Source organism: Aquabacterium sp. (assembly GCF_016234775.1).
Classification (GTDB): domain Bacteria; phylum Pseudomonadota; class Gammaproteobacteria; order Burkholderiales; family Burkholderiaceae_C; genus Aquabacterium.
In genome coordinates this window covers 24,519-48,306 of the sequence record NZ_JACRAH010000027.1, presented here as the reverse complement: position 1 = coordinate 48,306, position 23,788 = coordinate 24,519, and the positions used below count along the sequence as shown (strand labels likewise).

Below are 23,788 nucleotides of genomic sequence, written 5' to 3'. Positions count from 1 at the left end.
GTTCAGGCGCTGTCGGGCCTCACTGGCTGGTAGGCATAGGCCTGCAGCACGTCCAACGGGACCACCTCAAGGGCCTTTTCATGGGTGCTCTCCAGCACGACGGGTGGTGCGACGCCGGCTTTCCAGGCTTCCAGCCAGCGTGCGGCACACAGACACCAGCGATCGCCTGGCTTCAAGCCCGCAAAACGCCATTCAGGGCGGGGCGTGATCAGGTCGTTGCCCCGACTCAGGGAGTAGCTCAGGAACTCCTGGGTCACACGTGCGCAGATCACGTGTTGACCTTCATCTTCGCCGCGCGTGCGGCAGCAGCCATCCCGGAAGAAGCCTGTCAGCGGATCGAAGGAGCAGGCACGCAAGGGGCCTCCCAGCACATTGCGTCCGGAGGTCAGTTCCACACCCATGATGTTTGTTTGTCCGGCAGGTTCAGATCGGCTCGAGCACGAGATAACAACTCTCGATGGCGCGAATGCGGTGGGGCCCCGTCTGAGGAACATGTGGGCCGTGGTGCCTGGCCATCCAGGCGCTGCCGCGATAGACGACTTGAGCGGTACCGTCTGGCCCCCAGCCTGCGACAGACACTTCCTCGCCCACATCCAGGTGATCAAGACCTGTCGTCGTATAACCCTCAGTGTCGATGGGGCCGCGCTTGAGCAGTTGGCGATGCCAGAACAGCACGCCACCGCCACCCACCAATGCGGCGACGACGAATTGCACGTTTTGGGATTGACCGGAAAGGGCGCACAGCGCCGCGCCTACTGCACCAAAGGCCAGTATCAGCAGGTACAGCGAACCAGAGAGCAGTTCGAGGCTGCCAAAAAACGCAGCCACAATCCACCAAAGAGTCGACTCGCTCATGGGCGTCTTCCCCCTTTCGGTGGATAAGTTTACGACCGAAAACCGGCGCCTGGCCACAGTCCAGGGGGTTTGAAGGAAAACTTGTCCACCAGATCAAACAAATAGGGGGCTGAAACCCCTAAACTGCGCGGACTTTTCGTGGACTTTTCGAATTTCCGCTCCCGTTTCGCACCTCAAAGGTACTGCTGGCCATGCTGCGTTTCCGCTTTCCGATTGTCATCATCGACGAAGACTACCGCTCCGAGAACACGTCCGGTCTCGGCATCCGTGCCTTGGCTGAGGCCATCGAGAAAGAGGGATTCGAAGTACTGGGCGTGACCAGTTACGGTGACCTGGCTCAGTTCGCCCAGCAGCAAAGCCGCGCCAGCGCCTTCATCCTGTCGATTGACGACGAGGAGTTCACGCCGGGCCCCGAGCTGGATCCCGCCGTGCTGAATCTGCGCAAGTTCATCGAGCAGATCCGCTTCAAGAACGCGGACATCCCGATCTACCTGTACGGCGAAACGCGCACGTCCGAGCACATTCCCAACGACATTCTGCGCGAGCTGCACGGCTTCATCCACATGTTCGAGGACACGCCCGAGTTCGTGGCGCGTCACATCATCCGTGAAGCCAAGAGCTACCTCGACGGCCTGGCGCCACCGTTCTTCAAGGCGCTGATGGACTACGCGCAGGACGGCTCCTACTCCTGGCACTGCCCAGGGCACTCCGGTGGCGTGGCTTTCCTCAAGAGCCCCGTGGGCCAGATGTTCCACCAGTTCTACGGCGAGAACATGCTGCGCGCCGACGTGTGCAATGCCGTGGAAGAGCTCGGCCAGTTGCTGGACCACACCGGCCCGATCTACGAGTCCGAGAAGAACGCCGCGCGCATCTTCAATGCCGACCACTGCTTTTTCGTCACCAACGGCACGTCCACCTCCAACAAGATGGTGTGGCACCACACCGTGGCGCCCGACGACATCGTGGTGGTGGACCGCAACTGCCACAAGTCCATCCTGCACAGCATCATCATGACCGGGGCCATCCCCGTGTTCATGACGCCCACGCGCAACCACTACGGCATCATCGGCCCCATTCCCAAGAGCGAGTTTGAGCCGGCCACCATCCGCAAGAAGATCGCCGCCAACCCCTTGCTCAAGGGCGTGGACCCCAAGAAGGCCAAGCCGCGCATCATGACGCTCACGCAGAGCACCTATGACGGCGTGCTCTACAACACCGAGGCCATCAAGGCCACGCTGGACGGCTGGATCGACAACCTGCACTTCGACGAAGCCTGGCTGCCGCACGCCGCCTTCCACAAGTTCTACGGCATGTACCACGCCATGGGCAAGGGCCGCGTGCGCCCGAAGGAGGCCGTGGTGTATTCCACGCAGTCCATCCACAAGCTGCTGGCCGGTATCTCGCAAGCCTCGCACGTGCTGGTGCAGGATTCGCAGAACGTCAAGCTGGACCGCAACCTCTTCAATGAGGCTTACCTGATGCACACCTCGACCTCGCCGCAGTACGCGATCATCGCGTCGTGCGACGTGGCGGCGGCCATGATGGAAGAGCCGGGTGGCACCGCCTTGGTGGAAGAAAGCATCCGCGAAGCGCTGGACTTTCGCCGTGCCATGCGCAAGGTGGACAAGGAATACGGCAAGGACTGGTGGTTCAAGGTCTGGGGCCCGGACAAGATTGCCGCCGACGACATCGGCAAGCCCGAGGACTGGGTGCTCAAGGCCAACGAGAAGTGGCATGGCTTCGGCAACCTGGCCGACGGCTTCAACATGCTGGACCCGATCAAGTCCACCATCATCACGCCGGGCCTGGATGTGTCGGGCAAGTTTGCCAAAACCGGTATCCCTGCATCCATCGTCACCAAGTACCTGGCCGAGCACGGTGTGGTGGTCGAGAAGACGGGCCTGTACTCCTTCTTCATCATGTTCACCATCGGCATCACCAAAGGCCGCTGGAACACCATGCTGACGGCCTTGCAGCAGTTCAAGGATGACTACGACAAGAACGTCGCCCTGTGGCGCATCCTGCCGGACTTCTGCAAGAAGTACCCCAAGTACGAGCGCATGGGTTTGAAGGACCTGTGCCAGAGCGTGCACGAGGCCTATGCCAAGGGGGACATCGCCCGCCTGACGACCGAGGTGTACCTGTCGGGCCTGGAGCCTGCCATGAAGCCGTCGGACGCCTATGCCTGCATCGCCCGTCGTCAGACCGAGCGCGTGGACATCGAAAAGCTGGAAGGGCGCATCACCACCGCTTTGCTGACGCCATACCCCCCCGGCATCCCGCTGCTGATCCCCGGCGAGCGTTTCAACAAGAAGATCGTGGACTTCCTGAAGTTCGCACGTGACTTCAACGCGGCCTTCCCGGGCTTCGCCACAGACGTGCACGGCCTGGTGGCCGAAGAGTTGCCTGGTGGCGGTGTGCGTTATTACGTGGATTGCGTTGCGGCGGACAAGTAAGCCTGCGGCCGCCTTGGCACGGTGCTGCGCTCAACTGCGCAGATTGAGTCCGCCGGCCTGACGACCCGAGTTGGCGCCCAACTGAACATGGGCGCTGGCTCGGCAGAACTTGCTGCGCATGTCCTGCACCATCTCGGCGAGGATCTCGGCGTCCTTGATCTGGCCGCGATAGCGATTGAGCACCATCTCCGCGAGATCCAGCAACTTGGCGTTCTGGGTCTTGGAGCCATGCACCAGCAAGGTCTTGATGCCTGTGGCGGGTGAGCCTTCCTTGGCCTGGCCCATGGCTTTTTCTGCGTGCTCTACGACGGCCTTGTAGGCAGCGTGGACGGCCTCGAAATAGGGCTCGTAACTGGCCACTGACATGGCCAGCAAGTCGGTTGTGGGCTTGGAAATGCAGAACCGCGATGACAGGCGCTGCACCCACAACTCCGCATCTGGCAGTTCCAGTTCGCTATTGCGCAGTCTGGTCAGCAGGCCCAGCATGTTGCCGGCAGCCTCAAAGTCGTAGTCAGGCTGGTCGAAGTCGGTCGACATGTCCTTGATCAGGCGCACCACCTCAGCCACTTGTCTTTGCAGCATCAGCGCCAGCACGTTGACCAGGGCCGTCATGCGACGCAGGCGCCCACTGTTGGATTGCTTCTCGAACGCATGCTGAAGGTTGCTCAGACAACGCTGGACACCCTTGTAGTCTTTTTGCTCGAAGCGAATCTGGGCCAGCATGACCAGGCTCTGGAAGTCGAACATCTTCGACGTGACACCCAGACTGGCCGCACGCTCCAGGCTTCGTGAAGCTTCGTCATTGCGCCCGAGGTAGTAGGCCAGCATGCCCACCTTCTGGAGGCGCCCGATGGACGAGGGCGTGATCTCCGCCGCGTGCTGATAGGTCTCGTAGGCCTCTTCAAAAGAGCCTGCCTGCAACTGCGCACGCCCCATGACGTCATACGCATCGGCGAACGTCGGGTTCTCCGACAGCAGGCTTTCCAGCGTGCGCCGTGCAGGTGCGGCATGGCCACCTTCCAGTTGCGCGCGGGCGATGCCCAGGCGAGCCCAGGGCATGGCCTTGATCTCGTCGAGCGCCTGAAAGAGCTTGCGGGCCTCTTCGTGACGCCCCAGTCGCAACAGCAACTCGCCACCGATGCGAGCCGCGTAGACCCAGTATTCGCCACGATTGGCAAAGCGCTGCAGACACAACTCGGCAGCGATACCGAACTCCTCGCGCTCGATGGCTTCGAAGATGTTGGACAGCACCACCTTACGATGGCGTGCCATGTGCAGCCGTTGCGCCAAGGTATTGGAGTTGTGCGGTTTGAGCAGGTAGCTGTCCAGCGCCGACTCGGCGGCCTCCGCCACCTTCACATAAGACGCTTCACCGGTGACCATCACGAACACGGTGGCATAGGGCAGTAGTTGCGCGCGACGCAGGTCGTCCAGCAGGTCCGACCCGGTCATGTTGGAGTCATCGAAGTGGTAGTCGCACAAGACCACGTCAAATGTCTGGTGTTCAAGGGCGCGTCGTGCATCGCTGATCTTGCCTGCTTGAACAATGCTTTGCAGCCCGAGATCGGCCAGCATCGAGCGCAAGATGCTGCGCGAGGTCTGGTTGGTGTCGATGATCAATGCACGGCAGGTGCTCAGGTCCGTGACAGGGATACCTGACTGCGACTGAGAACTGGACGCGATTGTCGGGAAGTTCATGGCGTTCGCCTGCGGTAGCGGGTCGAATCGGCAAACGGCCTAATCGACGAATATGCCGACTTTCTCATGTTGGCGAGCGCTGCATCCGTGAAAAAGTGCGTGCTCGGCAGGCCAAATCATGGGAGCCATAGTTCGAACCGTGCGCCACCTTCCGGCCGGTTCTGCAGATCGATGCGTCCCCGGCGTTCACCGCTTCGATGTGCTTGGGCCACTGCCTGGCATAGGTCGGTGCCAAGACCAGTCGATGCGGCAGATGGGTCTGCAGCCCCCAGCCCGGGGCCGTCATCATCGATGACAAAAACCAGGAAGCCGTCCTGTGCGCGCAAGCCCAGGGTAACCTGGCTGCGCGCAAATCTGCTGGCGTTGTGAAAGGCTGCATCCAGGGCCATGTGCACCAGTCTTTGGTCGAAGTACCAGAAAGAGGGCGCGTCCACGCCGACCTCCAGCACTACCCGTGGCGCATTGGGCAAACTCAAATGCCGGATCTGACCTGCCCGGTAGACCAGTTCGAGCACATCCTTGGGTGACTCGTCTTCGCAATGGGCATGCATGTCGCCTGCTGCGCCGTAGACCGTGAGGAATTGCACGAACTGTCGACGCAACTCCGTGCAGCGCATGTAGGCGCTGTGCGCCATGGCAGGCGATGGGTCGTCGATCAGGCCCTCCAGTTCCCCCTCCAGAGAACCAAGGGCGTTCTTCAGGTCGTGCGCGATGAGGGCGAAGGATGAGGCTTCCATGTTGGGTCTCGTCAGCCCGCTCAGGCTTGTGCGGGCTGTTTTTCCAGCTCGAGCATGGTTTCTCGGAAGTAGCGGCGCATCATGACGACGCGGTCGCTGGTGGGCATGAGCTTTTCCAGGCGGGTCAGGTAGAGTTGGACGCGGTCGATCATGTCGTAGTTGTGCACCTTTTTCAGGCGCAACGCCATGCAGTTGAGCTGGGCAGCTTGAAGCAACACACCGGTGTTTTCGGGGTAGTCATGGACGGCGCCTTCGATGGCGCGTACGGCTTCATCGATCTTGCTGTCTCTGAACAGTTTCCTCGCATCCTTGACGCGGTTCTCCAGCTCCACAGCGCCCGCGTCGACGATGTCGTGAACCTTGTCTTCGTGACCAGTCTCTCGGAGCGTGTTGCTGACCATCTGCTTGATGCGCGGATTCTCGTGGTCGGCACTGATCGTGCTGCTCAGCAGTTTGAGTCCAACTTCCACGTTGCCACTCATCAGTTCGGCCTTGGCCAGCGCCACCGACGCGAAGTCAGCACGGCCCTTGCGCATGGTGGCGCGGGCCTTCGCCAATAGTTTCTGGGCCTCTTCGGGCTTGCCTGCCTTGCACTCTGCCTGGGCCTGGATAGCCAGCGCCACGTTGCCAAATGTCGGGCTGGTCTGGTAGGCGGGGCCAGCCTCCTTCAGCAACTTCACCGCGTCGGCGGACTCCCCCAGGTCAACCAGTGTTTGCGCCAACAGCAGCGTGTCCTGAGCTTGCGCGATCACGGAGCCTTTGGTGGCCTTGGTGGCTTTGTGCAGGAATTCCTTGGCGGTGTCGAGGTCCCCGTTGCGGTAGGCACTTTCGCCCGCGATGCGCTGACGACGGGCAGATGGCACCACGGTGGCCGCATCCCGCAGAACCCACATGGCAGCCTGCGGGTCACCTTGCGCCTCCAGGGCCTCGGCCACCACGTCGTAGGCGGCGACGTTCTTTTCACCTTCTCTGGACTGGATGATCTGCTGTGCCAGGTGCTTGGCCTCGTCGAACTGGCCCGCTGCCTTGTGCGCACGAGCCAGGCCAAGCTGCGCCCACACCAGCTCCGGCCTTTTCTCCAGGGCCGCACGATAGGTGCCTTTGGCTTCATCGTTTTTGCCCAACTTGAGCAACGTTTGGCCCTTGATCTGCAGGGCCTGCATGAACCAGCGATTTTGCTGCGCCATCAAGTTGTCGCATTCCCCCAGTACGCCCGGCAGGTCGTCCTTGAGTTGCTTTTGAGAGATGGGCAAGAGGGCCGCGCGCTTTTCCAGTTGGGTCTTGAGGCGATCACCGATATCAGCGGCCGTGGCGGGTTTGAGCAGGTAGGCGTCAGGGCTGTGCTCGGTGGCCGCGGCAACCGAGGCATAGTTGCTTTCTGCCGTGATCATGAAGAACAGGCAGTCTGCCGCGAGAAGACTGTTGTCTCGCAGGTACTCGAACAATTGTTGCCCGTCCGTCTTCTGATTGAGGTTGTAGTCGCACAGGATCAGGTTGTAGCGCCGTTGTTTGATCAGCTTGGTGGCTTCTTCAGCGGTGCTGGCCAGATCGACCTTGCCGATGCCCAGCATGCCCAGGTGGCCTTTCAGTGTGGACTGCTGTACCGACATGTCGTCGATGATCAGGGCCTGAATGCCGGGAAATGATGGAGAAGTTTGTATGGCCATGGCGCCTCGCATGACAAATGGCGATCCGGTCCCGCGTGGACCAGTACTTTTCGCATTTCGGCAAGCATGTGCACAAACTTGAGGCAGCGCACGGGGGAAACCCCTGTCCAAAAATGGAAAAGGCACCTTTCCAGGTGCCTATGTCTTGTCAGGTGGCGCGCGTTTACTTGAAGATGTTCTTCACGCGGTCTGTCCAGCTCTTGGAGTTGGGTGAATGCTTTTCGCCGCCCTTTTTGAAGGACTCGTCCAGCTCCTTGAGCAGCTTGCGCTGGTGCTCGGTGAGTTTGACGGGGGTCTCCACGGAGATGTGGCAGTACAGATCGCCAGGGTAGCTGGAGCGGATGCCCTTGATACCCTTGCCGCGCAGGCGGAAGGTCTTGCCATGTTGCGTGCCTTCGGGGATCTCGATCTCCGCTTTGCCACCCAGCGTGGGCACTTCGATGTTGCCACCCAGCGCAGCCGACGTCAGCGGAACGGGCACCGAGCAGTGCAGGTCGTCGCCATCGCGCTCGAAGATGTCGTGCTGCTTGATGCGGATCTCGATGTACAGATCACCAGGAGGGCCGCCATTGGTGCCAGGCTCGCCGTTGCCTGCCGAGCGGATGCGCATGCCTTCGTTGATGCCGGCCGGGATCTTGACTTCCAGCGTCTTGGTCTTCTTGACGCGGCCCTGACCATGACAGGCCGTGCAGGGCTCGGGGATCACCTTGCCGGTGCCCTGGCAATGCGGGCAGCTTTGCTGAACGCTGAAGAAGCCCTGGCGCATGTGCACCGTGCCGGAGCCATTACAGGTCGGGCAGGTCTTGGCGCTGGTGCCGGGCTTGGCGCCGGAGCCATGGCAGACGCCGCATTCGTCCCAGGCGGGGATACGGATCTGCGTGTCCTTGCCGGCGGCGGCTTCTTCCAGCGTGATCTCCATGGCGTACGACAAGTCGCTGCCTCGGTAGACCTGCGGGCCACCACCACGGCGCTGCCCACCACCACCCTGGCCGAATATGTCGCCAAAGATGTCACCAAAGGCGTCGGCAAAGCCGCCAAAGCCTTCAGGGCCACCACGGCCGGCACCCATGTTCGGGTCCACGCCAGCGTGGCCGTATTGATCGTAGGCCGCCTTTTTCTTGGGGTCGGAGAGCATCTCGTAGGCCTCTTTGACCTCCTTGAACTTCTCTTCGGCTTCCTTGGCCTTGTCACCCTGATTGCGGTCAGGGTGGAACTTCATGGCCAGCTTGCGGTAGGCCTTCTTGATGTCGTCGTCCGAGGCGCCCTTGGCGACGCCCAGAACTTCGTAAAAATCGCGTTTTGCCATGATCTTGATGGGCTGTGCGAGTGTGTCGCGTGCTGGTCTGTCTAGATCCAACAAAGGCACAGGGCATGAGCTTGACGCTCACACGGCCTGTGCCCTGTCTGCTGGAGCGAGGGGCACCGTTGGCGCCCCGTGCCCCGATCAGTCCTTCTTGACTTCCTTGAACTCGGCGTCGACCACGTTGTCGTCAGCGGGCTTGGCTTGTTCTGCACCAGCGGCACCTTCGGCGCCGGCTGCACCCGCAGCGCCTTGAGTGGCCTGCATGTCAGCGTACATCTTCTCGCCCAGCTTCTGGCTGGCGGTCATCAGGGCATTGGTCTTGGCCTCGATGTCGTCCTTGTCGTCGCCCTTGAGGGCTTCTTCAACTTCCTTGATCGCGGCTTCGATCTTGTCCTTCTCGTCGGCTTCCAGCTTGTCGCCGTATTCCGTCAGGGACTTGCGCACGCTGTGCACCAGGCCGTCGCCCTGGTTCTTGGCCTGAACGATTTCCAGCTTCTTCTTGTCTTCGGCTGCGTTCAGTTCGGCGTCCTTCACCATCTTCTGAATTTCTTCCTCGGACAAGCCCGAGTTCGCCTTGATGGTGATCTTGTTTTCCTTGCCGGTGCCCTTGTCCTTGGCGCTCACGTGCAGAATGCCGTTGGCGTCGATGTCGAAGGCCACTTCGATCTGGGGCACGCCGCGTGGTGCGGGTGGGATGCCTTCCAGGTTGAATTCGCCCAGCATCTTGTTGCCCGAGGCCATTTCACGCTCGCCCTGGTAGACCTTGATGGTCACGGCAGGCTGGCTGTCATCGGCGGTCGAGAAGGTCTGTGCGAACTTCGTCGGGATCGTCGTGTTCTTGGTGATCATCTTGGTCATGACACCGCCCAGGGTTTCGATACCCAGGGACAGCGGGGTCACGTCCAGCAGCAGCACGTCGGTACGGTCACCGGCCAGCACCTGGCCTTGCACGGCAGCGCCCACGGCCACGGCTTCGTCAGGGTTCACGTCCTTGCGGGGTTCCTTGCCGAAGAATTCCTTGACCTTGTCCTGCACCTTGGGCATGCGGGTCATGCCGCCAACCAGGATGATGTCCTGAATGTCGCCGACAGCCACGCCTGCGTCCTTGATGGCCATGCGGCAAGGGGCAATCGTGCGCTCGATCAACTCTTCAACCAGGCTTTCCAGCTTGGCGCGGGTCAGCTTGATGTTCAGGTGCTTGGGGCCGGTGGCGTCAGCCGTGATGTAGGGCAGGTTGACGTCGGTCTGGGTGTTGCTAGACAGTTCGATCTTGGCCTTTTCAGCGGCTTCCTTCAGGCGCTGCAGGGCCAGCACGTCCTTGGACAGGTCAACGCCAGATTCCTTCTTGAACTCGGTGATGATGAAGTCGATGATGCGCTGGTCGAAGTCTTCGCCGCCCAGGAAGGTGTCACCGTTGGTCGACAGCACTTCGAACTGCTTTTCGCCGTCCACGTCGGCGATTTCAATGATGGACACGTCGAACGTGCCGCCGCCCAGGTCATACACGGCGATCTTGCGGTCACCGGCGCCATGCTTGTCCAGGCCGAAGGCCAGCGCAGCAGCGGTAGGTTCGTTGATGATGCGCTTGACTTCCAGGCCGGCGATGCGGCCAGCGTCCTTGGTGGCTTGACGTTGTGCGTCGTTGAAGTAGGCCGGTACAGTGATGACGGCCTCGGTGACTTCTTCACCCAGGTAGTCTTCCGCGGTCTTCTTCATCTTGCGCAGCACTTCGGCCGACACTTGGGGAGGCGCCATCTTCTTGCCGCGCACTTCAACCCAGGCGTCGCCGTTGTCGGCTGCCGCGATGGTGTAGGGCATCAGGTCGATGTCCTTTTGAACTTCTTTTTCAGTGAACTTGCGGCCAATCAGTCGCTTCACGGCATACAGCGTGTTGCGGGGGTTGGTCACAGCCTGGCGCTTGGCCGAGGCGCCCACCAGGATCTCGCCGTCTTCCTGATACGCGATGATGGAAGGGGTGGTGCGAGCGCCTTCGCTGTTCTCGATCACCTTGGTGGTGTTGCCTTCCATGATGGCCACGCACGAGTTGGTGGTGCCCAGGTCGATACCAATGATCTTGCCCATTTAGATAGCTCCTATCGAATTTGCTTTGGAAGCTTCGTGCTTCCGCTTGTGTACTGATATGTGAACAACCGTTCCTTTTTTCAAGGCCCTGTTCCAACTATTTGCGGACAAAACAGGGTTTGGAGGACGGTTGCGGACTGGTTTGTTTACTTCGGCGCAGCGACGGTCACCAGGGCAGGGCGCAGCACGCGCTCGGCGATGGAGTAGCCCTTTTGCAGCACGCCCACCACGGTGTTGGCTTCCTGGTCGGCAGGCACCATGCTGATGGCCTGGTGGAAGTGAGGGTCGAACTTGGCGCCGGCGGCGGGATTGATTTCCAGCACCTTGTTGCGCTCCAGGGCGGATGCCAGTTGGCGCAGGGTGATCTGCACGCCTTCGAGCACGGTTTCAACAGGGGTGTCAGGCTTGGCTGCGTGGGAGGCCAGCGCGGCTTCCAGGCTGTCACGCACGGGCAGCAGGCTTTCGGCGAAGGATTCGACCGCGAACTTGCGGGCCTTGCTGATTTCTTCTTCCGAACGACGGCGGATGTTCTCGCCTTCGGCTTTGGCGCGCAGGTAGGCGTCGGACACTTCGGCGTGCTTGGCGATCAGTTCAGCCAGTTGCTGCTCAACGGGCACAAAACCGACTTCTTCGGGTGCACCGGCGGTACCGGGTGCAGCTTGTTGCTCTGGGGTGGCGGACGTGTCGCTCATCTCGCGTGCTTCTTGAAATTAGGTTGGAGGAATGCGAAAACCATGCGCATTTCAGGGCGATGCCAGGCTTTTCAAGCCCGTTTGTCGAAGAAATTTGTAACAGCGCCGAACCCACGATTGTCGCAGGCCTTTGCCATCTGGCGAGAAACTGGCGGCTTGATTTTTCGGACGACCTTTTTGGTCCTGCCCTTGTCGTGGCGGGCAGGCTTATTCGTCCACGCTGGCCGACCAGCGCTGCCAATCCGCCAACTGGCGCCGATCACGCTTGGTGGGGCGGCCCTGCTCAATGGCGTCAGCGGGTTCGCTGGCCAGTTTGCGCTGCTCCTGGAAGTTCGCCCGACGCTGGATGCTCTCTGTCGTCTCTTCGTAGAGCTGCTGCGCCTGGGGCGCCGGGCCCCGCACGGTGCTGAGCGCCTGCACGATCACCGTGCGGGTCAGGGCGCCGTTGCGGATGTCCACCCGATCGCCCGCCTTCAGTTCACGCGAGGGCTTGGCCACCTGCTCGTTGACCTGGATGCGGCCCTTGTCGATGTCGTCGGCGGCCAGGCTGCGTGTCTTGTAAAAGCGGGCGGCCCAGAGCCATTTGTCCAGGCGCAGGCGCTCAGTCAAGCCAGGGAGTGGGCGGTTCTCGTCTTTCATGTGATGGGGCTACTTTACTGCGCCTTATGTGGCGGCGTCTTGCTGGGGCGCGTCATCTGACGTACCAGGAAGCGGGCTGGGTCGAGTGCATCACGCAAATCAGTTTCAACGGGGCAAGGGCTGCCGGTGACCCAGTGCGCGAGCAACTCGGCGGCCAGGCAGCTCCAGGTGATACCGCGGGAGCCGAGCCCGGTCATGGCAAAGAGCCCTCCTCTTTCACCGCGTTGCCGGGGAATGAGTCTGACCTGGTCCAGGCGGCGGCTGGTCTGGGTAGCGGTGAGGCGTTCCTGGCTCCAGGGCAGGGCGCCGACCAGTGGCAAACGGTCGGGCGTGGTTGCGCGCCAGGCTGTGCGGCCTTGCAGTTGTTCGGGCAGGGCGTGGGATTCGGGCCAGGAGGGGCAGGCGCCCAGTCGCGCGGCCTGACGCAGGTTGTGGCGGTGGTCGGCCTCGCGCACTGCGGGGTCGTCATCATGGTGCTGGGTGGTGGCGCCGCACAGCAAGGTATCGTCTGGCAGGGCCAGCACGTAGCCGCTGCCGGCCACCGGCAAATGAGGGCGCTGGAGGCCTTCGGTTGAGGCCAGTGGCATCCGGGAGATCTGCCCGCGCACCGCGCTCAGCGGCAAGGTGGTCACGGCCTGCTTGGGCGACAGGCCTTCCAGCAGATGGTTGGACTGCATGGCATTGCACATGACCAGCGTTGGCGCGCAAGCCAGGACGTCGTCACCGCGACGCGCTTGCCAGTCGCCAGCCGCTGTCTGCGTGATCGCTGTGACAGCCTGGCCCCAGACTGTGCCCAACAAGGGCTGCCCATCGCGTGTCAGCGAGGCAACCGATTCCAGCATCAAGCTGGCCAGGCCGGCCGGGTGCAGCCAGCCACCTTGGTGAAACAGCCAGCCACCACTTTCTACAGGCAGGCCTGACAGCATTCGAGCCTGCTCCTGATCCAGCCACTGCACATGATCTGCAGGCAAGGCTTGCTGCGAAAGCCATTCACGCGCTTGTTCGGCTGTGGTCTTGCCATCGAGCCGCAGCAAGCCATCGACCTGTCCGTTGAGTTGCCCCTGTTTGATCCAGCCCTGGGCCATTCGCCAGGTGGCCATGGCCGCCGCCCGGTGTGCCCGCGCGTGGATGCCATCCTCGGCATGCAGCACGCTGTGAAACATGCCACCGGGGTTGCCGGAGCCTTCTCTGGCTGGCCCTTCGTGCTGGTCGATCAGGGTGACGCGCCAGCCCTCCAGGCACAGTGCCCGCGCTGCTGCGCAGCCTGCCAGGCCCGCACCCATGATGATGGCGTGGCGATCCTCGGGTTGTGCGGGTTCCGGGTGCCAGCCGCCGGCCTGCAGTGGTGGCGTGAAGCGGGGCTGGTAGCTGGCGCGCAACATGTGCGGCTTGTAGGCAAAGCCCTCCACGCGCTCCACGTTGAAGCCTGCCGTGGTCAAGGCGTCACGCACGGGGCGGGCGCATGACCAGGTGGCCGCCGTACAGGCCGGCGCGGCCAGCCGGTTCAGCCTCGACAGCAATCCGGTATCCCACATCTGCGGATTCTTGGCGGGGGCAAAGCCGTCCAGGTAGAAAGCGTCGACGCTGGCCATCAACTTGGGCAGCAGGTCGGCGATGTCGCCCAGCCCCAGCAGCAGGGTGACACGCTGTGGTGCGGGGCTGGTCACCTTGTCGGCATGACTGGTGCTGACGCCGCCATCCGCCGGTTCGTCAAAGTGCAACGTGTGCATGCCAGGCGTCAACGCAGGCCAGGCGTCTGTCAGGCGCTGTGCCAGTTCCAAGCGGGCGGCACGATCGCTGTCAGACATCTTGCCCAGGTCCACCACCTTGTCGCCAGGCAAACCATGCACCCGCGCCAGATCGTCGCGATGCAATGGGTGCTTCTCAATCGAGATGAAGACCAAGTGGTCGCAACGCCGCGCATCGGCGCGCCAGGCGGCCCAAGTGGCCAGAAAGTTGTTGCCCAGGCCGAAGCCCGTCTCCAGGATCACGAAGCGGGTGCGGCCCTGCCAGCGCCCGGGCAGGCCATTGCCCGCCATGAACACATGTTGCGCCTGGGCCCAGGCGCCCTTGGCGGGGTGATACAGATCGTCGTAAAGCGGCGAGTAGGGCACACCCGCCGCGTAACCCTCGGTCAGCTCGCCAAGGGTTGCGGGCTCCACCGTCATGCTTTATTGCGCCACCCAGCCGCCGTCCACGTTCCAGGCTACGCCACGCACATTGTCGGCGCCTGGCGAGCACATGAACACGGCCAGATCGCCCAGCTGACCTGGCGTCACGAACTGCAAGGAAGGTTGTTTTTCGCCCAGCAGGCCTTTTTGCGCTTCCGCCAGCGACACACCTTCATTGGCTGCCTTGGCATCGATCTGCTTTTGCACCAGCGGGGTCAGCACCCAGCCGGGGCAGATGGCGTTGACCGTCACGCCCGTGGTGGCGGTTTCCAGTGCCACGGATTTGGTCAGGCCGACCAGGCCATGCTTGGCCGCCACATAAGCCGACTTGCCAGCCGAGGCCACAAGGCCATGCGCCGACGCCAGGTTGATGATGCGGCCCCAGTTCTTCGCACGCATGCCGGGCACAGCCAGGCGCATGGTGTGGAAGGCCGAGCTCAAGTTGATGGCGATGATGGCGTCCCACTTCTCGACGGGGAAGTTCTCCACGTTGGACACGTGCTGGATGCCGGCGTTGTTCACCAGGATGTCCACGCCACCGAACTCGGCCTGGGCATACGCAAACAAGGCCTCGATCTCGGCAGGCTTGGACATGTCCGCACCGTGGTAACCAACCTTCACGCCATGAGCCTGTCCCGCCGATGCGACAGAAGCCTTGGGCGCCTCGACGTCGCCAAATCCGTTCAGAATGATGTTGGCACCCTGTGCAGCGAGTTTTTCGGCGATCCCCAGACCGATCCCACTGGTGGAACCTGTCACGAGGGCGGTTTTTCCATTCAACATCTCGGGCCTCCTGTCGGCAAGAAGAAACACAATGTGGACTGGCCCATTATCTGACGACACATCCAAACGTATAGCCATGACCAGTATTCAGAACGACACATCATCTGCATCCGGCATGGAGCCGGTCCTTCAATATGTGACATGTCCGGGTGCCAGCAAGACCGATGCCCAGACGCACCGCATGGCTTATTGGCAATGGGGTGATGCGTCCAATCCGCGCATCCTGATCTGTGTGCACGGCCTGAGCCGCCAGGGCAGGGACTTCGACAGCCTGGCGCGCAGCCTGTGCGACCGCTACCAGGTGATCTGCCCCGATGTGGTGGGCCGCGGCCATTCGGACTGGCTGGCCGATGCCAAGGGCTATCAAGTCTTTTCTTATGTGGCGGACATGGTTGCCTTGATGCAACAGTTGCGCGCCCAGGTGAAGGCCACCGAGCCGCTCGAGATCGACTGGGTGGGCACATCCATGGGTGGATTGATTGGTCTGGGCTTCTCGACCCTGCCGCCTGAAGTCAGTGGCGTGAAGCTGCGCAAGTTCGTGCTCAACGATGTGGGCCCCAAGCTGCGCTATGAAGCCATGGTGCGCATCGGCGAGTACCTGGGTCAGCCCATGCGCTTTGACAACGAGCAGCAGGCTGCCGATTACCTCTGGAGCATCTCTACCGGTTTCGGGCCCCACACACCAGAGCAGTGGCTGAACCTGTCGCGCCCCTTGCTGCGCCCGGCGCCTGATGGCAATGGCCTGGTCCTGCACTACGACCCAGCGCTGGCCGAGCCCTTCAAGACCATCACACAAGACAGCGCCACCAGTGGTGAAGCCATGCTGTGGCAGGTCTACGACGCATTGAAGTGCCAGGTCATGCTCTTGCGCGGCAAGAATTCTGATCTGCTGGACATCGATACCGCCACCGACATGACACAGCGCGGCCCCAAGGCGCAACTGATCGAATTCGAAGGCGTGGGCCACGCCCCGACGCTCAACAACCCGACCCAGCTTGAACCGCTGATCCATTTCCTTCTTGCATGAAAACAGGTCTGCTCAACCCGGTCGCCTCAACAACGGATGCGCTCGCTCATGCCCCCATCGTGGAGCTGGCCGAGATGGCACCGGGTGGTGAGCCGGGCGAACAGCAGCAGGGGGCTTCTGCCTCCGAGCAACTTCTGGCCAAGGCTCGTGCTTTTGCCGAGCCCCTGCTGCTGGCTCAACGTTTCGATACCGGCGAAGACGCGCTCACCCATGCCGATGGCGTGAGCTTCATCCTGCAAGGCATAGGCGCACCGCCGTCCTTGCGTGCGGCAGCTTACCTGGTCTACGCCAGTGAATACCTGACTCAGCCTGAGGACGTGATTGCACGTGCGTTCGGGGCCGACGCCGCCGGGATCGTCGCTCACACGCGCAAGCTGGTGCATGTGCAGCGCAACGCCCGCGATGCATTGGGTGACAACGCCGAAGGCCCGCTGGCGGCCGAGCAGATCGAGCGCATCCGCAAGATGCTGCTGGCCTTCTCGCGTGATCTGCGCGTGGTGCTCTTGCGCCTAGCCTCGCGCCTGCAGACCTTGCGGCACTATGCCGAGAGCAAGCTGCCGTGCCCTCGTGCGCTGGCGCGTGAATCGATGCAGGTCTTTGCGCCTCTAGCCAATCGGCTGGGTATCTGGCAGATCAAGTGGGAGCTGGAAGACCTGTCCTTCCGCTTTCTGATGCCCGATGCGTACAAGGGCATCGCCAGGTCCTTGCAGGAAAAGCGGCTGGAGCGAGAGCAGCACATTGAGCAGGTGCGCCACCAACTGGCCGATGCCATGCGCGAGGCGGGCATCCATGCGCAGGTGCAAGGCAGGCCCAAGCACCTCTACAGCATCTGGAAGAAGATGCAGGGCAAGGGCCTGTCGATCGACAAGGTCTTCGACATCCGCGCCTTGCGCGTGATCGTTGATGATGTGCCCGCCTGTTATGCCGCCCTCAGCCGCGTGCACGAGGTCTGGCAGGCGCAGGCCGACGAGTTCTCCGACTACATCGCCAGGCCCAAGCCCAATGGCTACCAGTCTCTTCACACCATCGTGAGGGACGAGCAGGGTCGTTTCATCGAGGTGCAGATCCGCACGCAGGCCATGCATGACCATGCTGAAAGCGGTGTGGCAGCACACTGGGCTTACAAGGAAGCCGGCACCAAGGGCTATGCAGGTGTGCAGGCAGCTGGTGATTTCGAAAGCCGTGTGGCCGAAGCGCGCAAGACCGTGCTGCGCCAGTTGCTGGCGTGGGAGCGCGACCTGGCTGCGGCGGACACCGAGCACAGCGGCGCGGCGGGCAACGGCCTGTTTGAAGATCGCATCTACGTGTTCACGCCTGGCGGCGAGATCATCGACCTGCCGGCAGGCGCCACGCCCATTGACCTGGCTTACACGCTACACACCAATCTGGGACACCGCTGCCGCGGCGCCAAGATCGATGGTGTCATGGTGCCCTTGAACACCGCCTTGCAAAGCGGCCAGACCATCGAGGTCATGGCCATCAAGGATGGGGGGCCGTCCATGGACTGGCTCAACCCCGAACTAGGTTACGTGCGCAGCCACCGCGCACGCTCCAAGGTCAAGGCCTGGTTCAACGCACTGGCTCAGCAAGCCTGCATTGCGCGTGGGCGCGAAGCCGTTGAAAAGCTGCTGCAACGCGAGGGCAAGACCGCCACCAAGCTGGAAGACCTGGCCAGCAGCCTCGGGTTTCGCAATGCCGATGCCTTGTTCGACGTGGTGGGCAAGGACGAGTACTCGCTGCGCAACATCGAACAGCACCTGCGCCCCGCGGAACCCGAACCCGATCCCGACGAGTTCCTGACGCACCGCCTGTCCAAAGGCGAGGTCGATCTGGGCGGCGATGGCCGTGGTGTGCTGGTGGTCGGCATGGACTCCTTGCTCACGCAACTGGCGCGTTGCTGCAAGCCTGCACCGCCTGATGCCATCGGTGGCTTCGTGACCCGTGGCAAAGGCGTGGCCGTGCACCGGCAGGACTGCAGCAACTTCCGCCAGATGATGGGGCGGCATGCTGAGCGCATCATCCCGGTGGCATGGGGGCGCCAGGCCGTGGCCGATTCGGCGAAGTACGCGGTCGACGTGCTGGTCGAGGCTCATGACCGCACGGGCTTGCTGCGTGACGTGTGCGATGTGCTGGCGCAAGGCAAGATCCACGTGCTGTCCCTGCACAGCCAGGTCGTGAAGGAGCGCATCAACATCACCCTGACCGTGCAGACTGGTGACACCGCCAAGTTGGGCGCCATGCTCGCCAAAGTGTCGCAAATTAACGGCGTCTTGCGCGCAAGGCGAAAATAGTGCTATAGTCATGGTCTTCCAGGCGCGTAGCTCAGTTGGTTAGAGCACCACCTTGACATGGTGGGGGTCGTTGGTTCGAATCCAATCGCGCCTACCATCACTTTCAGTGATGGGAACAAAATGTCATTGCCAGATACCCCCCTTCCGGCGTCCCTACCAAGGGTTTAGCTGGCAAAACCGAAAACCGCTCACAAGGCGGTTTTTTTACGTCTGTACGCAGCTTACGTCGGCAACGCGCAAGTCTGCGTTGCATTCAAAATGCTGCCCAGACATTCAATCTGGGGTGGGAAATGGGAAAGTGGTTCCGAAGGTTAGGCATGGCCGCCGCAATGGGGGGCTTGCTGCTCGCTTTGATCTGGGGGGCGCTTGCCTGGCGTGGCAATCGATCGGACGTGACGCCGAGCATGACTGAACGGCGACAGGCCTACCAACATGCGCTCAATTGGTTCAAGAACCATGAGGCCGAGGTGCTCGGCGATGGCAATGCTGCACTATGGTGGATGCTGCGTGTGGCGTCGGAACACCAGGATGAGCCATACCTCAAGGAGCTTGTGCAGCGCGCCAGGAGGCAGATATTCGTCGGCGACAATGAGACTGTACCTTGGCGCAGGATGGTCGAACCTCAGGCCTCCGTGGTTCATGACCCAGCATTGCTGGCCGAACTGTCGCCTTATCAAAAGCTTTTTTACCATGCAGTGACTTGCGCTCCGGTCGAGTTGGGCGTGGAGGGGCAGACTACAACGCAATTTCTGGAGGCCAATGCCTGCAGGCCGATGGCGCTCAAAGTTTTCGGTCGAGACAACGTCTGCTCGACGCATCAACTGATGGGCGTGGAGTTGACTCGCCAGATGGGGTGCGCCGTAAAGCCTGCCACGGGGCCATTGCGTGAAGAGTTACTTGCCGACGTGCGACTACAAATGCACCTCGACCCGGTTTTCAAGGACGCTTACATTCAGCGTGTGTTGATGCTCTACTGGCTGGCTGGGCCCCAAGCCGTCAAGCCAGTCTGGCTGAGGCAGGTGTTTGAGCAGCAGCGAGCGGACGGGGGGTGGAGTGGGGACCGTATGTTTCAGGGCGCCCCACATTGGTTTCAGCCATGGGTTTTCCGGCAGATCTGGCACAAGTTCTGGCCCTCGAATTTCCCGCCCGAAGACCCGCCGTCAGACTTCCATGCGACGGCTCAGGGCCTGCTCCTGGCTGCACTGAGTTTGTCGGATCCTGGTGCGCAGATGGCACCCTGAACGCCGTTCGGTTTCGAGCCGATGATGCGGGAGTGCAATAGTTGCATCGGGCTGGTTCAATCCGCTCCTACAATGCATTTCATTCCAAAGGAGACGGACATGAGCGCAGCCCCCAAAAGTCGCCGCACACAAGCTGACGAGAGCGATGCACTGCCACCGACGGACGAATCTCCTGAGGCTGCGGCCAAAGCCGGCTTACGCGTCATCAAGAAGTACCCCAATCGGCGACTCTATGACACCCGTACCAGCAGCTACATCACCTTGTCCGACGTAAAGGACATGGTGATGGCCTGCGAGCACTTCGTGGTGCTGGATGCCAAGTCCGGGGAGGACCTGACGCGCAGCATCCTGCTCCAGATCATCCTGGAAGAAGAAACGGCGGGTGTGCCCATGTTCTCCACCCAGGCCCTGGCCCAGATCATCCGCTTCTATGGGCACACCATGCAGGGGCTGATGGGCAACTACCTGGAAAAGAACATCCAGTCGTTCATTGATCTGCAGTCCCGGCTTACTGAAAACTCGGTGATCAACCTGCAGAATCCGCTGATGCAGAACTTCATGGGCGGCTACATCGAGCAGTCGCGCCAGATGTTCACCCAGATGCAGGATCAGATGAGCAAGCAGGCCGAGACCCTCATGGGCAATCTGGGCGCCGGGCTGACACCCAAGAAGTAAGTCGCCTCACAGTTGCGGCTTGAGCGCCACCCACACCTGATCCAACATGATCGGGTGCCCTTTGGGCAGCGGATGGATACCGTCCGCCTGAAACCAGTCGCGTGCATCGGGCCTGTCGGCAATCCCCTTGAGCAGAAAAGGTACCAGCGCCGTGTGATGAGCCCGCGCCAGGCTGGGGAACATACTCTGGAAGTCATCCGCGTAACGCTTGCCGTAGTTGGGCGGCACCATCATCCCGATCAACAGCACTTTGGCGCCGGCTTGTTGGCTGAGCGTGATCATGGCCTGCAGATTGGCCTGACTGCTCTTGAGTGGCAGCCCGCGCAGCGCATCATTGGCGCCCAGTTCGATCACCACATGCGTAGGCTGATGCTGCTTGAGCAGCGGTGCCAGGCGCGTCAGTCCGCCAGATGTGGTTTCGCCACTGATGCTGGCATTGATGACGTCCCCTGGCACGCCATGAGCCTTGAATCTGGCCTGCAGCAACGCCACCCAACCAGTGCCTCTGGGCAAACCATATTCCGCTGACAAACTGTCCCCCATAACCAGAATGGAGGCAGCCTTGCCGGGCGCGGCGAGTGCGCCATGGCACGCGGCCCAAAAGCCTGCTACTGCAATGAGAATCCCGCGTCGCGTACAGTTGGTCTTGATCTGATTCATTGTTAGCGCAGAAAGCCTCAATTCGTTCATGCCCATGTCGTCTTCGGAATCTACTCACATCGCCACTGCGGCGCCCGCCATCGTGACACGAGATCTGAGCAAGGTCGTGGCCGATTCGGGTGGCCCTTTGGCCATTTTGCACAACATCACGATGACCGTGCCGGCAGGGGAGTCACTGGCCATCGTTGGGGCATCTGGCTCGGGCAAGAGCACCTTGCTGTCCTTGCTGGCCGGGTTGGATGTGCCCAGCAGCGGCGAGGTGCTCATGTGCGGCCGAAGTCTGTTCGAACTCAATGAGGACGAGCGGGCGGCTCACCGCGCCCGCCACGTGGGCTTCGTCTTTCAGAGCTTTCAACTCATTTCGCATTTGTCTGCGCTTGAAAACGTGATGCTGCCCATGGAGTTGCGTGGCGACAAGGATGCGCGCTCCAAGGCCTCGGCCATGTTGGAGCGTGTCGGCCTGGGTGGCAGATTGCGGCATCGGCCTGCCTTGTTGTCCGGTGGCGAGCAGCAACGTGTGGCCCTGGCACGTGCCTTCGTCATGCACCCGGACATCCTCATGGCCGACGAGCCCACGGGCAGCCTGGATCACGCCACTGGGCAGGCCATCATGGACCTCATGTTTGACCTCAACCGCGAAAACGGCACAACCTTGATCCTGGTGACGCACGATAGCCAGATCGCCCAGCGCTGCCACAGCCAGCTTCGCATCAGTGCCGGGCAGGTCGCGCCCTGATTCAGCGGTTAGGATGCCGGCATGAGTCTGAAACTGCTATTTGGCTTCCATGCCGTCTCGGTGCGCCTGAAGGTCGCGCCCAAATCCATTCGTGAACTGCACGTTGACGCGTCTCGCCGCGATCAACGCATGAAGCAGTTTCTGGCCAAGGCCGAAGAAGCCGGCCTCAAGGTCATCGACAGCGATGACGACAAGTTGCAGAAGCTGGCGGGCACGCATCGCCACCAAGGCGTTGTGGCGCGTGTGGAGGCCATTCAGCAAAGCAATTCACTGGATGACTTGCTGGATTCTTTGACCGAGCCTGCCTTGTTGCTGGTGCTGGATGGCGTGACCGATCCGCACAATCTGGGGGCCTGCCTGCGCGTGGCCGATGGTGCTGGGGCACATGCCGTGATTGCGCCCAAAGATCACGCCGTGGGTGTGAACGCCACGGTGGCCAAAGTGGCCAGCGGCGCTGCTGAAACCGTGCCTTACTTCATGGTGACGAACCTGGCGCGCACGCTGACCGAACTCAAGGAACGTGACATCTGGATCATCGGCACCTCCGACGATGCGCCGCACAGCCTCTACGAAGGTCGTGACTTCAAGGGGCCCGTTGCCTTGGTGCTTGGCGCGGAAGGCTCGGGCATGAGGCAGTTGACCCGCAAGCACTGCGACGAACTGGTCAGCATCCCGATGATGGGCGGCGTGTCCAGTCTGAACGTATCCGTGGCCAGTGGCGTCTGCCTGTACGAGGCGCGCCGTCAGCGTTTGACTTGAAGCGACCCAGCGGCCGCCACAGAAATCCAGCTACGCCAGTCCGCTGGCGTGTCTCGCAGGTCGCACCAGGGCTGAAGCCTTGCCCCTTCCCTTTCCAGGCTCAGCCCCCTTGAGGGGGCGTGTCAAAGGCGCTTCGTGGGAGGGACATCTTCTGGGCCCACCAACTCAGGGCCCAGGCGACGAGCATCAGGGCGAGGCCCAACCAGTGAAGCTGTCCGTAGCCATGGTGGGTCAGCAACCAGCCCCCACCTGATGCGCCAACGGCGTGGCCCAGGTAAATGGCCGACGTATTCAAGGCCATCAAGGCGGGTGCCAGGCGCGGTGACAGGCCGCCCAATCGTGCCTGCTGCCCCGAGTTGGCGGCAAACCCGCTCAAGGCCCATGGAACGAGGACCAAAGCCAGCAAGGGCAGGGTGTGGCCAAGCGGCCAGGCCAGCAAGCTGACCACCATCATGCTGAGCGTGATCGTGACGGCCGGCGCGGCCCCCATCTTGTCCACCACGCGGTTCAGGATCAGATTGCCGGCCAGGGCAAGGCAACCAAACCACGCAAACATGATGCTGATCTGTTCCGGGTTGGCGTCAAATTCAAATTTGTACAAGGGCGCAGCATAAGCCAGCACCGTGAATTGCCCTGCACTCTGGAAGGCCGTGACCAGGACCACGGCCATCAACAGCGGCGATCGAAACACCTTGCGCCACGCACGCATCGACAAGGCTGGCGGGCGGATACCGGCTGGCAGGCTCTTGTGCACCATCCAGGCGGCAAGCAGCCCGCCTGCAGCGACCAACATCATGGCCAGGCGCCATCCCATGCGCTCGCCTATCCAGGCGGTCATCGGCATGCCCGCAACAGAGGCTACCGACCAGCCCATGAATACAAAAGTGATGTGGCGCCCCCTGTGCGCGGGCGTGCTCATGAAGCCCATGGTGGCGGCAGCCTGGGGGGTGAACACGGCTGCAGACAACACGGTCAAGGCCCGCACGGGCCACAGCCACTCGTAGTTGGGTGCCAATGCGCACAGCGCATGCCCAAGTGAATACCAGAGCATGGCCCAGGTGAGCAACTTGCGCCGATCCATGTGTGCCACAGCGGCTGCCAGCAACGGCGCCCCCACCCCCATCATCACGGCCGCAATGGCAATCAGATGACCACCCTGTGTGACGCTGATGTTCAGTGATCTGGTCAGGTCATTGAGTGCACCACCCACCACCATGACGCCGCATCCGATCACAAAATTGCCGGCCAGCAACGCCCAGCGCGCCGCATTCATGTCCTGGCGGGGCAGGGTACGTTCAAGCTCCAAGCGCGAGGGG

At 61.7% G+C, this 23,788-nt stretch carries 20 protein-coding genes and 1 tRNA gene; 8 read left to right on the top strand and 13 right to left on the bottom strand.

The window, feature by feature from the left end; genetic code table 11:
* Positions 1 to 2: 2 nt before the first annotated feature.
* Both HY836_RS08105 and HY836_RS08100 read right to left on the bottom strand, forming a co-directional pair.
* The gene (locus tag HY836_RS08105; protein WP_290675301.1) at positions 3 to 401 is read right to left on the bottom strand and encodes a DUF2237 domain-containing protein; all 399 of its coding nucleotides are present in this window, start codon (positions 399 to 401) and stop codon (positions 3 to 5) included.
* Positions 402 to 423: 22 nt separating this feature from the next.
* Complete coding sequence (locus tag HY836_RS08100) at positions 424 to 855, bottom strand: NfeD family protein (protein WP_290675299.1); 432 nt, start codon at positions 853 to 855, stop codon at positions 424 to 426.
* Between the two features lie 191 nt (positions 856 to 1,046).
* On the opposite strand from HY836_RS08100, the gene HY836_RS08095 reads away from it, so the two are divergent.
* Positions 1,047 to 3,311: an arginine/lysine/ornithine decarboxylase gene (locus tag HY836_RS08095; protein ID WP_290675297.1), complete on the top strand. Its 2,265-nt coding sequence runs from the start codon at positions 1,047 to 1,049 to the stop codon at positions 3,309 to 3,311.
* A gap of 30 nt (positions 3,312 to 3,341) precedes the next feature.
* On the opposite strand, the gene HY836_RS08090 is transcribed toward HY836_RS08095, so the two are convergent.
* From HY836_RS08090 to HY836_RS08050, 9 genes are all read right to left on the bottom strand, one after another.
* A complete protein-coding gene (locus tag HY836_RS08090; RefSeq protein ID WP_290675295.1) occupies positions 3,342 to 5,009 on the bottom strand; it encodes a response regulator in 1,668 nt (555 codons plus the stop codon).
* A 116-nt stretch (positions 5,010 to 5,125) separates the two neighbouring features.
* The gene (locus HY836_RS08085) at positions 5,126 to 5,746 is read right to left on the bottom strand and encodes a HAMP domain-containing sensor histidine kinase (RefSeq protein ID WP_290675293.1); all 621 of its coding nucleotides are present in this window, start codon (positions 5,744 to 5,746) and stop codon (positions 5,126 to 5,128) included.
* A 20-nt stretch (positions 5,747 to 5,766) separates the two neighbouring features.
* Positions 5,767 to 7,413, bottom strand: coding sequence for a tetratricopeptide repeat protein (locus HY836_RS08080; protein WP_290675291.1), 1,647 nt, complete (start codon positions 7,411 to 7,413; stop codon positions 5,767 to 5,769).
* Positions 7,414 to 7,576: 163 nt separating this feature from the next.
* Positions 7,577 to 8,719 (bottom strand): molecular chaperone DnaJ, encoded by a 1,143-nt coding sequence (gene dnaJ / locus HY836_RS08075; protein ID WP_290675289.1) that lies wholly within the window; start codon positions 8,717 to 8,719, stop codon positions 7,577 to 7,579.
* A 138-nt stretch (positions 8,720 to 8,857) separates the two neighbouring features.
* Positions 8,858 to 10,798 (bottom strand): molecular chaperone DnaK, encoded by a 1,941-nt coding sequence (gene dnaK / locus HY836_RS08070; RefSeq protein WP_290675287.1) that lies wholly within the window; start codon positions 10,796 to 10,798, stop codon positions 8,858 to 8,860.
* Positions 10,799 to 10,944: 146 nt separating this feature from the next.
* Positions 10,945 to 11,490 (bottom strand): nucleotide exchange factor GrpE, encoded by a 546-nt coding sequence (gene grpE, locus HY836_RS08065; protein WP_290675285.1) that lies wholly within the window; start codon positions 11,488 to 11,490, stop codon positions 10,945 to 10,947.
* A gap of 207 nt (positions 11,491 to 11,697) precedes the next feature.
* Positions 11,698 to 12,129 carry an RNA-binding S4 domain-containing protein gene (locus tag HY836_RS08060; RefSeq protein WP_290675283.1) on the bottom strand — a complete coding sequence of 144 codons (432 nt, stop codon included), beginning with the start codon at positions 12,127 to 12,129 and terminating at the stop codon, positions 11,698 to 11,700.
* Positions 12,130 to 12,143: 14 nt separating this feature from the next.
* Positions 12,144 to 14,297, bottom strand: a complete 2,154-nt coding sequence (gene mnmC / locus HY836_RS08055; protein ID WP_290675281.1) for an FAD-dependent 5-carboxymethylaminomethyl-2-thiouridine(34) oxidoreductase MnmC — start codon at positions 14,295 to 14,297, stop codon at positions 12,144 to 12,146.
* A gap of 3 nt (positions 14,298 to 14,300) precedes the next feature.
* Entirely contained in the window at positions 14,301 to 15,083 is a 783-nt protein-coding gene (locus HY836_RS08050) for a 3-hydroxybutyrate dehydrogenase (RefSeq protein WP_290675279.1), read from the bottom strand.
* Between the two features lie 76 nt (positions 15,084 to 15,159).
* Between HY836_RS08050 and HY836_RS08045 the strand changes: the two genes are divergently transcribed.
* The 5 genes from HY836_RS08045 to phaR all read left to right on the top strand — a co-directional run bounded on the left by HY836_RS08045 (position 15,160) and on the right by phaR (position 20,317).
* Entirely contained in the window at positions 15,160 to 16,110 is a 951-nt protein-coding gene (locus tag HY836_RS08045; protein WP_290675277.1) for an alpha/beta hydrolase, read from the top strand.
* Between the two features lie 74 nt (positions 16,111 to 16,184).
* Positions 16,185 to 18,401 carry a bifunctional (p)ppGpp synthetase/guanosine-3',5'-bis(diphosphate) 3'-pyrophosphohydrolase gene (locus HY836_RS08040; protein WP_290675370.1) on the top strand — a complete coding sequence of 739 codons (2,217 nt, stop codon included), beginning with the start codon at positions 16,185 to 16,187 and terminating at the stop codon, positions 18,399 to 18,401.
* 20 nt (positions 18,402 to 18,421) lie between these two features.
* Positions 18,422 to 18,498: transfer RNA gene (locus HY836_RS08035), tRNA-Val, on the top strand.
* Between the two features lie 241 nt (positions 18,499 to 18,739).
* Positions 18,740 to 19,642: a hypothetical protein gene (locus tag HY836_RS08030; RefSeq protein ID WP_290675275.1), complete on the top strand. Its 903-nt coding sequence runs from the start codon at positions 18,740 to 18,742 to the stop codon at positions 19,640 to 19,642.
* A 99-nt stretch (positions 19,643 to 19,741) separates the two neighbouring features.
* On the top strand, positions 19,742 to 20,317 hold the full coding sequence (gene phaR / locus HY836_RS08025; protein ID WP_290675273.1) for a polyhydroxyalkanoate synthesis repressor PhaR: 576 nt from the start codon (positions 19,742 to 19,744) through the stop codon (positions 20,315 to 20,317).
* A gap of 6 nt (positions 20,318 to 20,323) precedes the next feature.
* Here phaR and HY836_RS08020 read toward each other — a convergent pair whose 3' ends face one another.
* Positions 20,324 to 20,968: an arylesterase gene (locus HY836_RS08020; protein WP_290675368.1), complete on the bottom strand. Its 645-nt coding sequence runs from the start codon at positions 20,966 to 20,968 to the stop codon at positions 20,324 to 20,326.
* Between the two features lie 43 nt (positions 20,969 to 21,011).
* Between HY836_RS08020 and HY836_RS08015 the strand changes: the two genes are divergently transcribed.
* Together HY836_RS08015 and rlmB are read left to right on the top strand one after the other, a co-directional pair.
* Positions 21,012 to 21,713, top strand: a complete 702-nt coding sequence (locus tag HY836_RS08015) for an ABC transporter ATP-binding protein (RefSeq protein WP_290675366.1) — start codon at positions 21,012 to 21,014, stop codon at positions 21,711 to 21,713.
* A 21-nt stretch (positions 21,714 to 21,734) separates the two neighbouring features.
* The gene (gene rlmB / locus HY836_RS08010; RefSeq protein ID WP_290675271.1) at positions 21,735 to 22,472 is read left to right on the top strand and encodes a 23S rRNA (guanosine(2251)-2'-O)-methyltransferase RlmB; all 738 of its coding nucleotides are present in this window, start codon (positions 21,735 to 21,737) and stop codon (positions 22,470 to 22,472) included.
* Positions 22,473 to 22,572: 100 nt separating this feature from the next.
* Here the strand turns inward: rlmB and HY836_RS08005 are convergent, their stop codons facing one another.
* The gene (locus tag HY836_RS08005) at positions 22,573 to 23,778 is read right to left on the bottom strand and encodes an MFS transporter (protein WP_290675269.1); all 1,206 of its coding nucleotides are present in this window, start codon (positions 23,776 to 23,778) and stop codon (positions 22,573 to 22,575) included.
* Between the last annotated feature and the right edge of the window lie 10 nt (positions 23,779 to 23,788).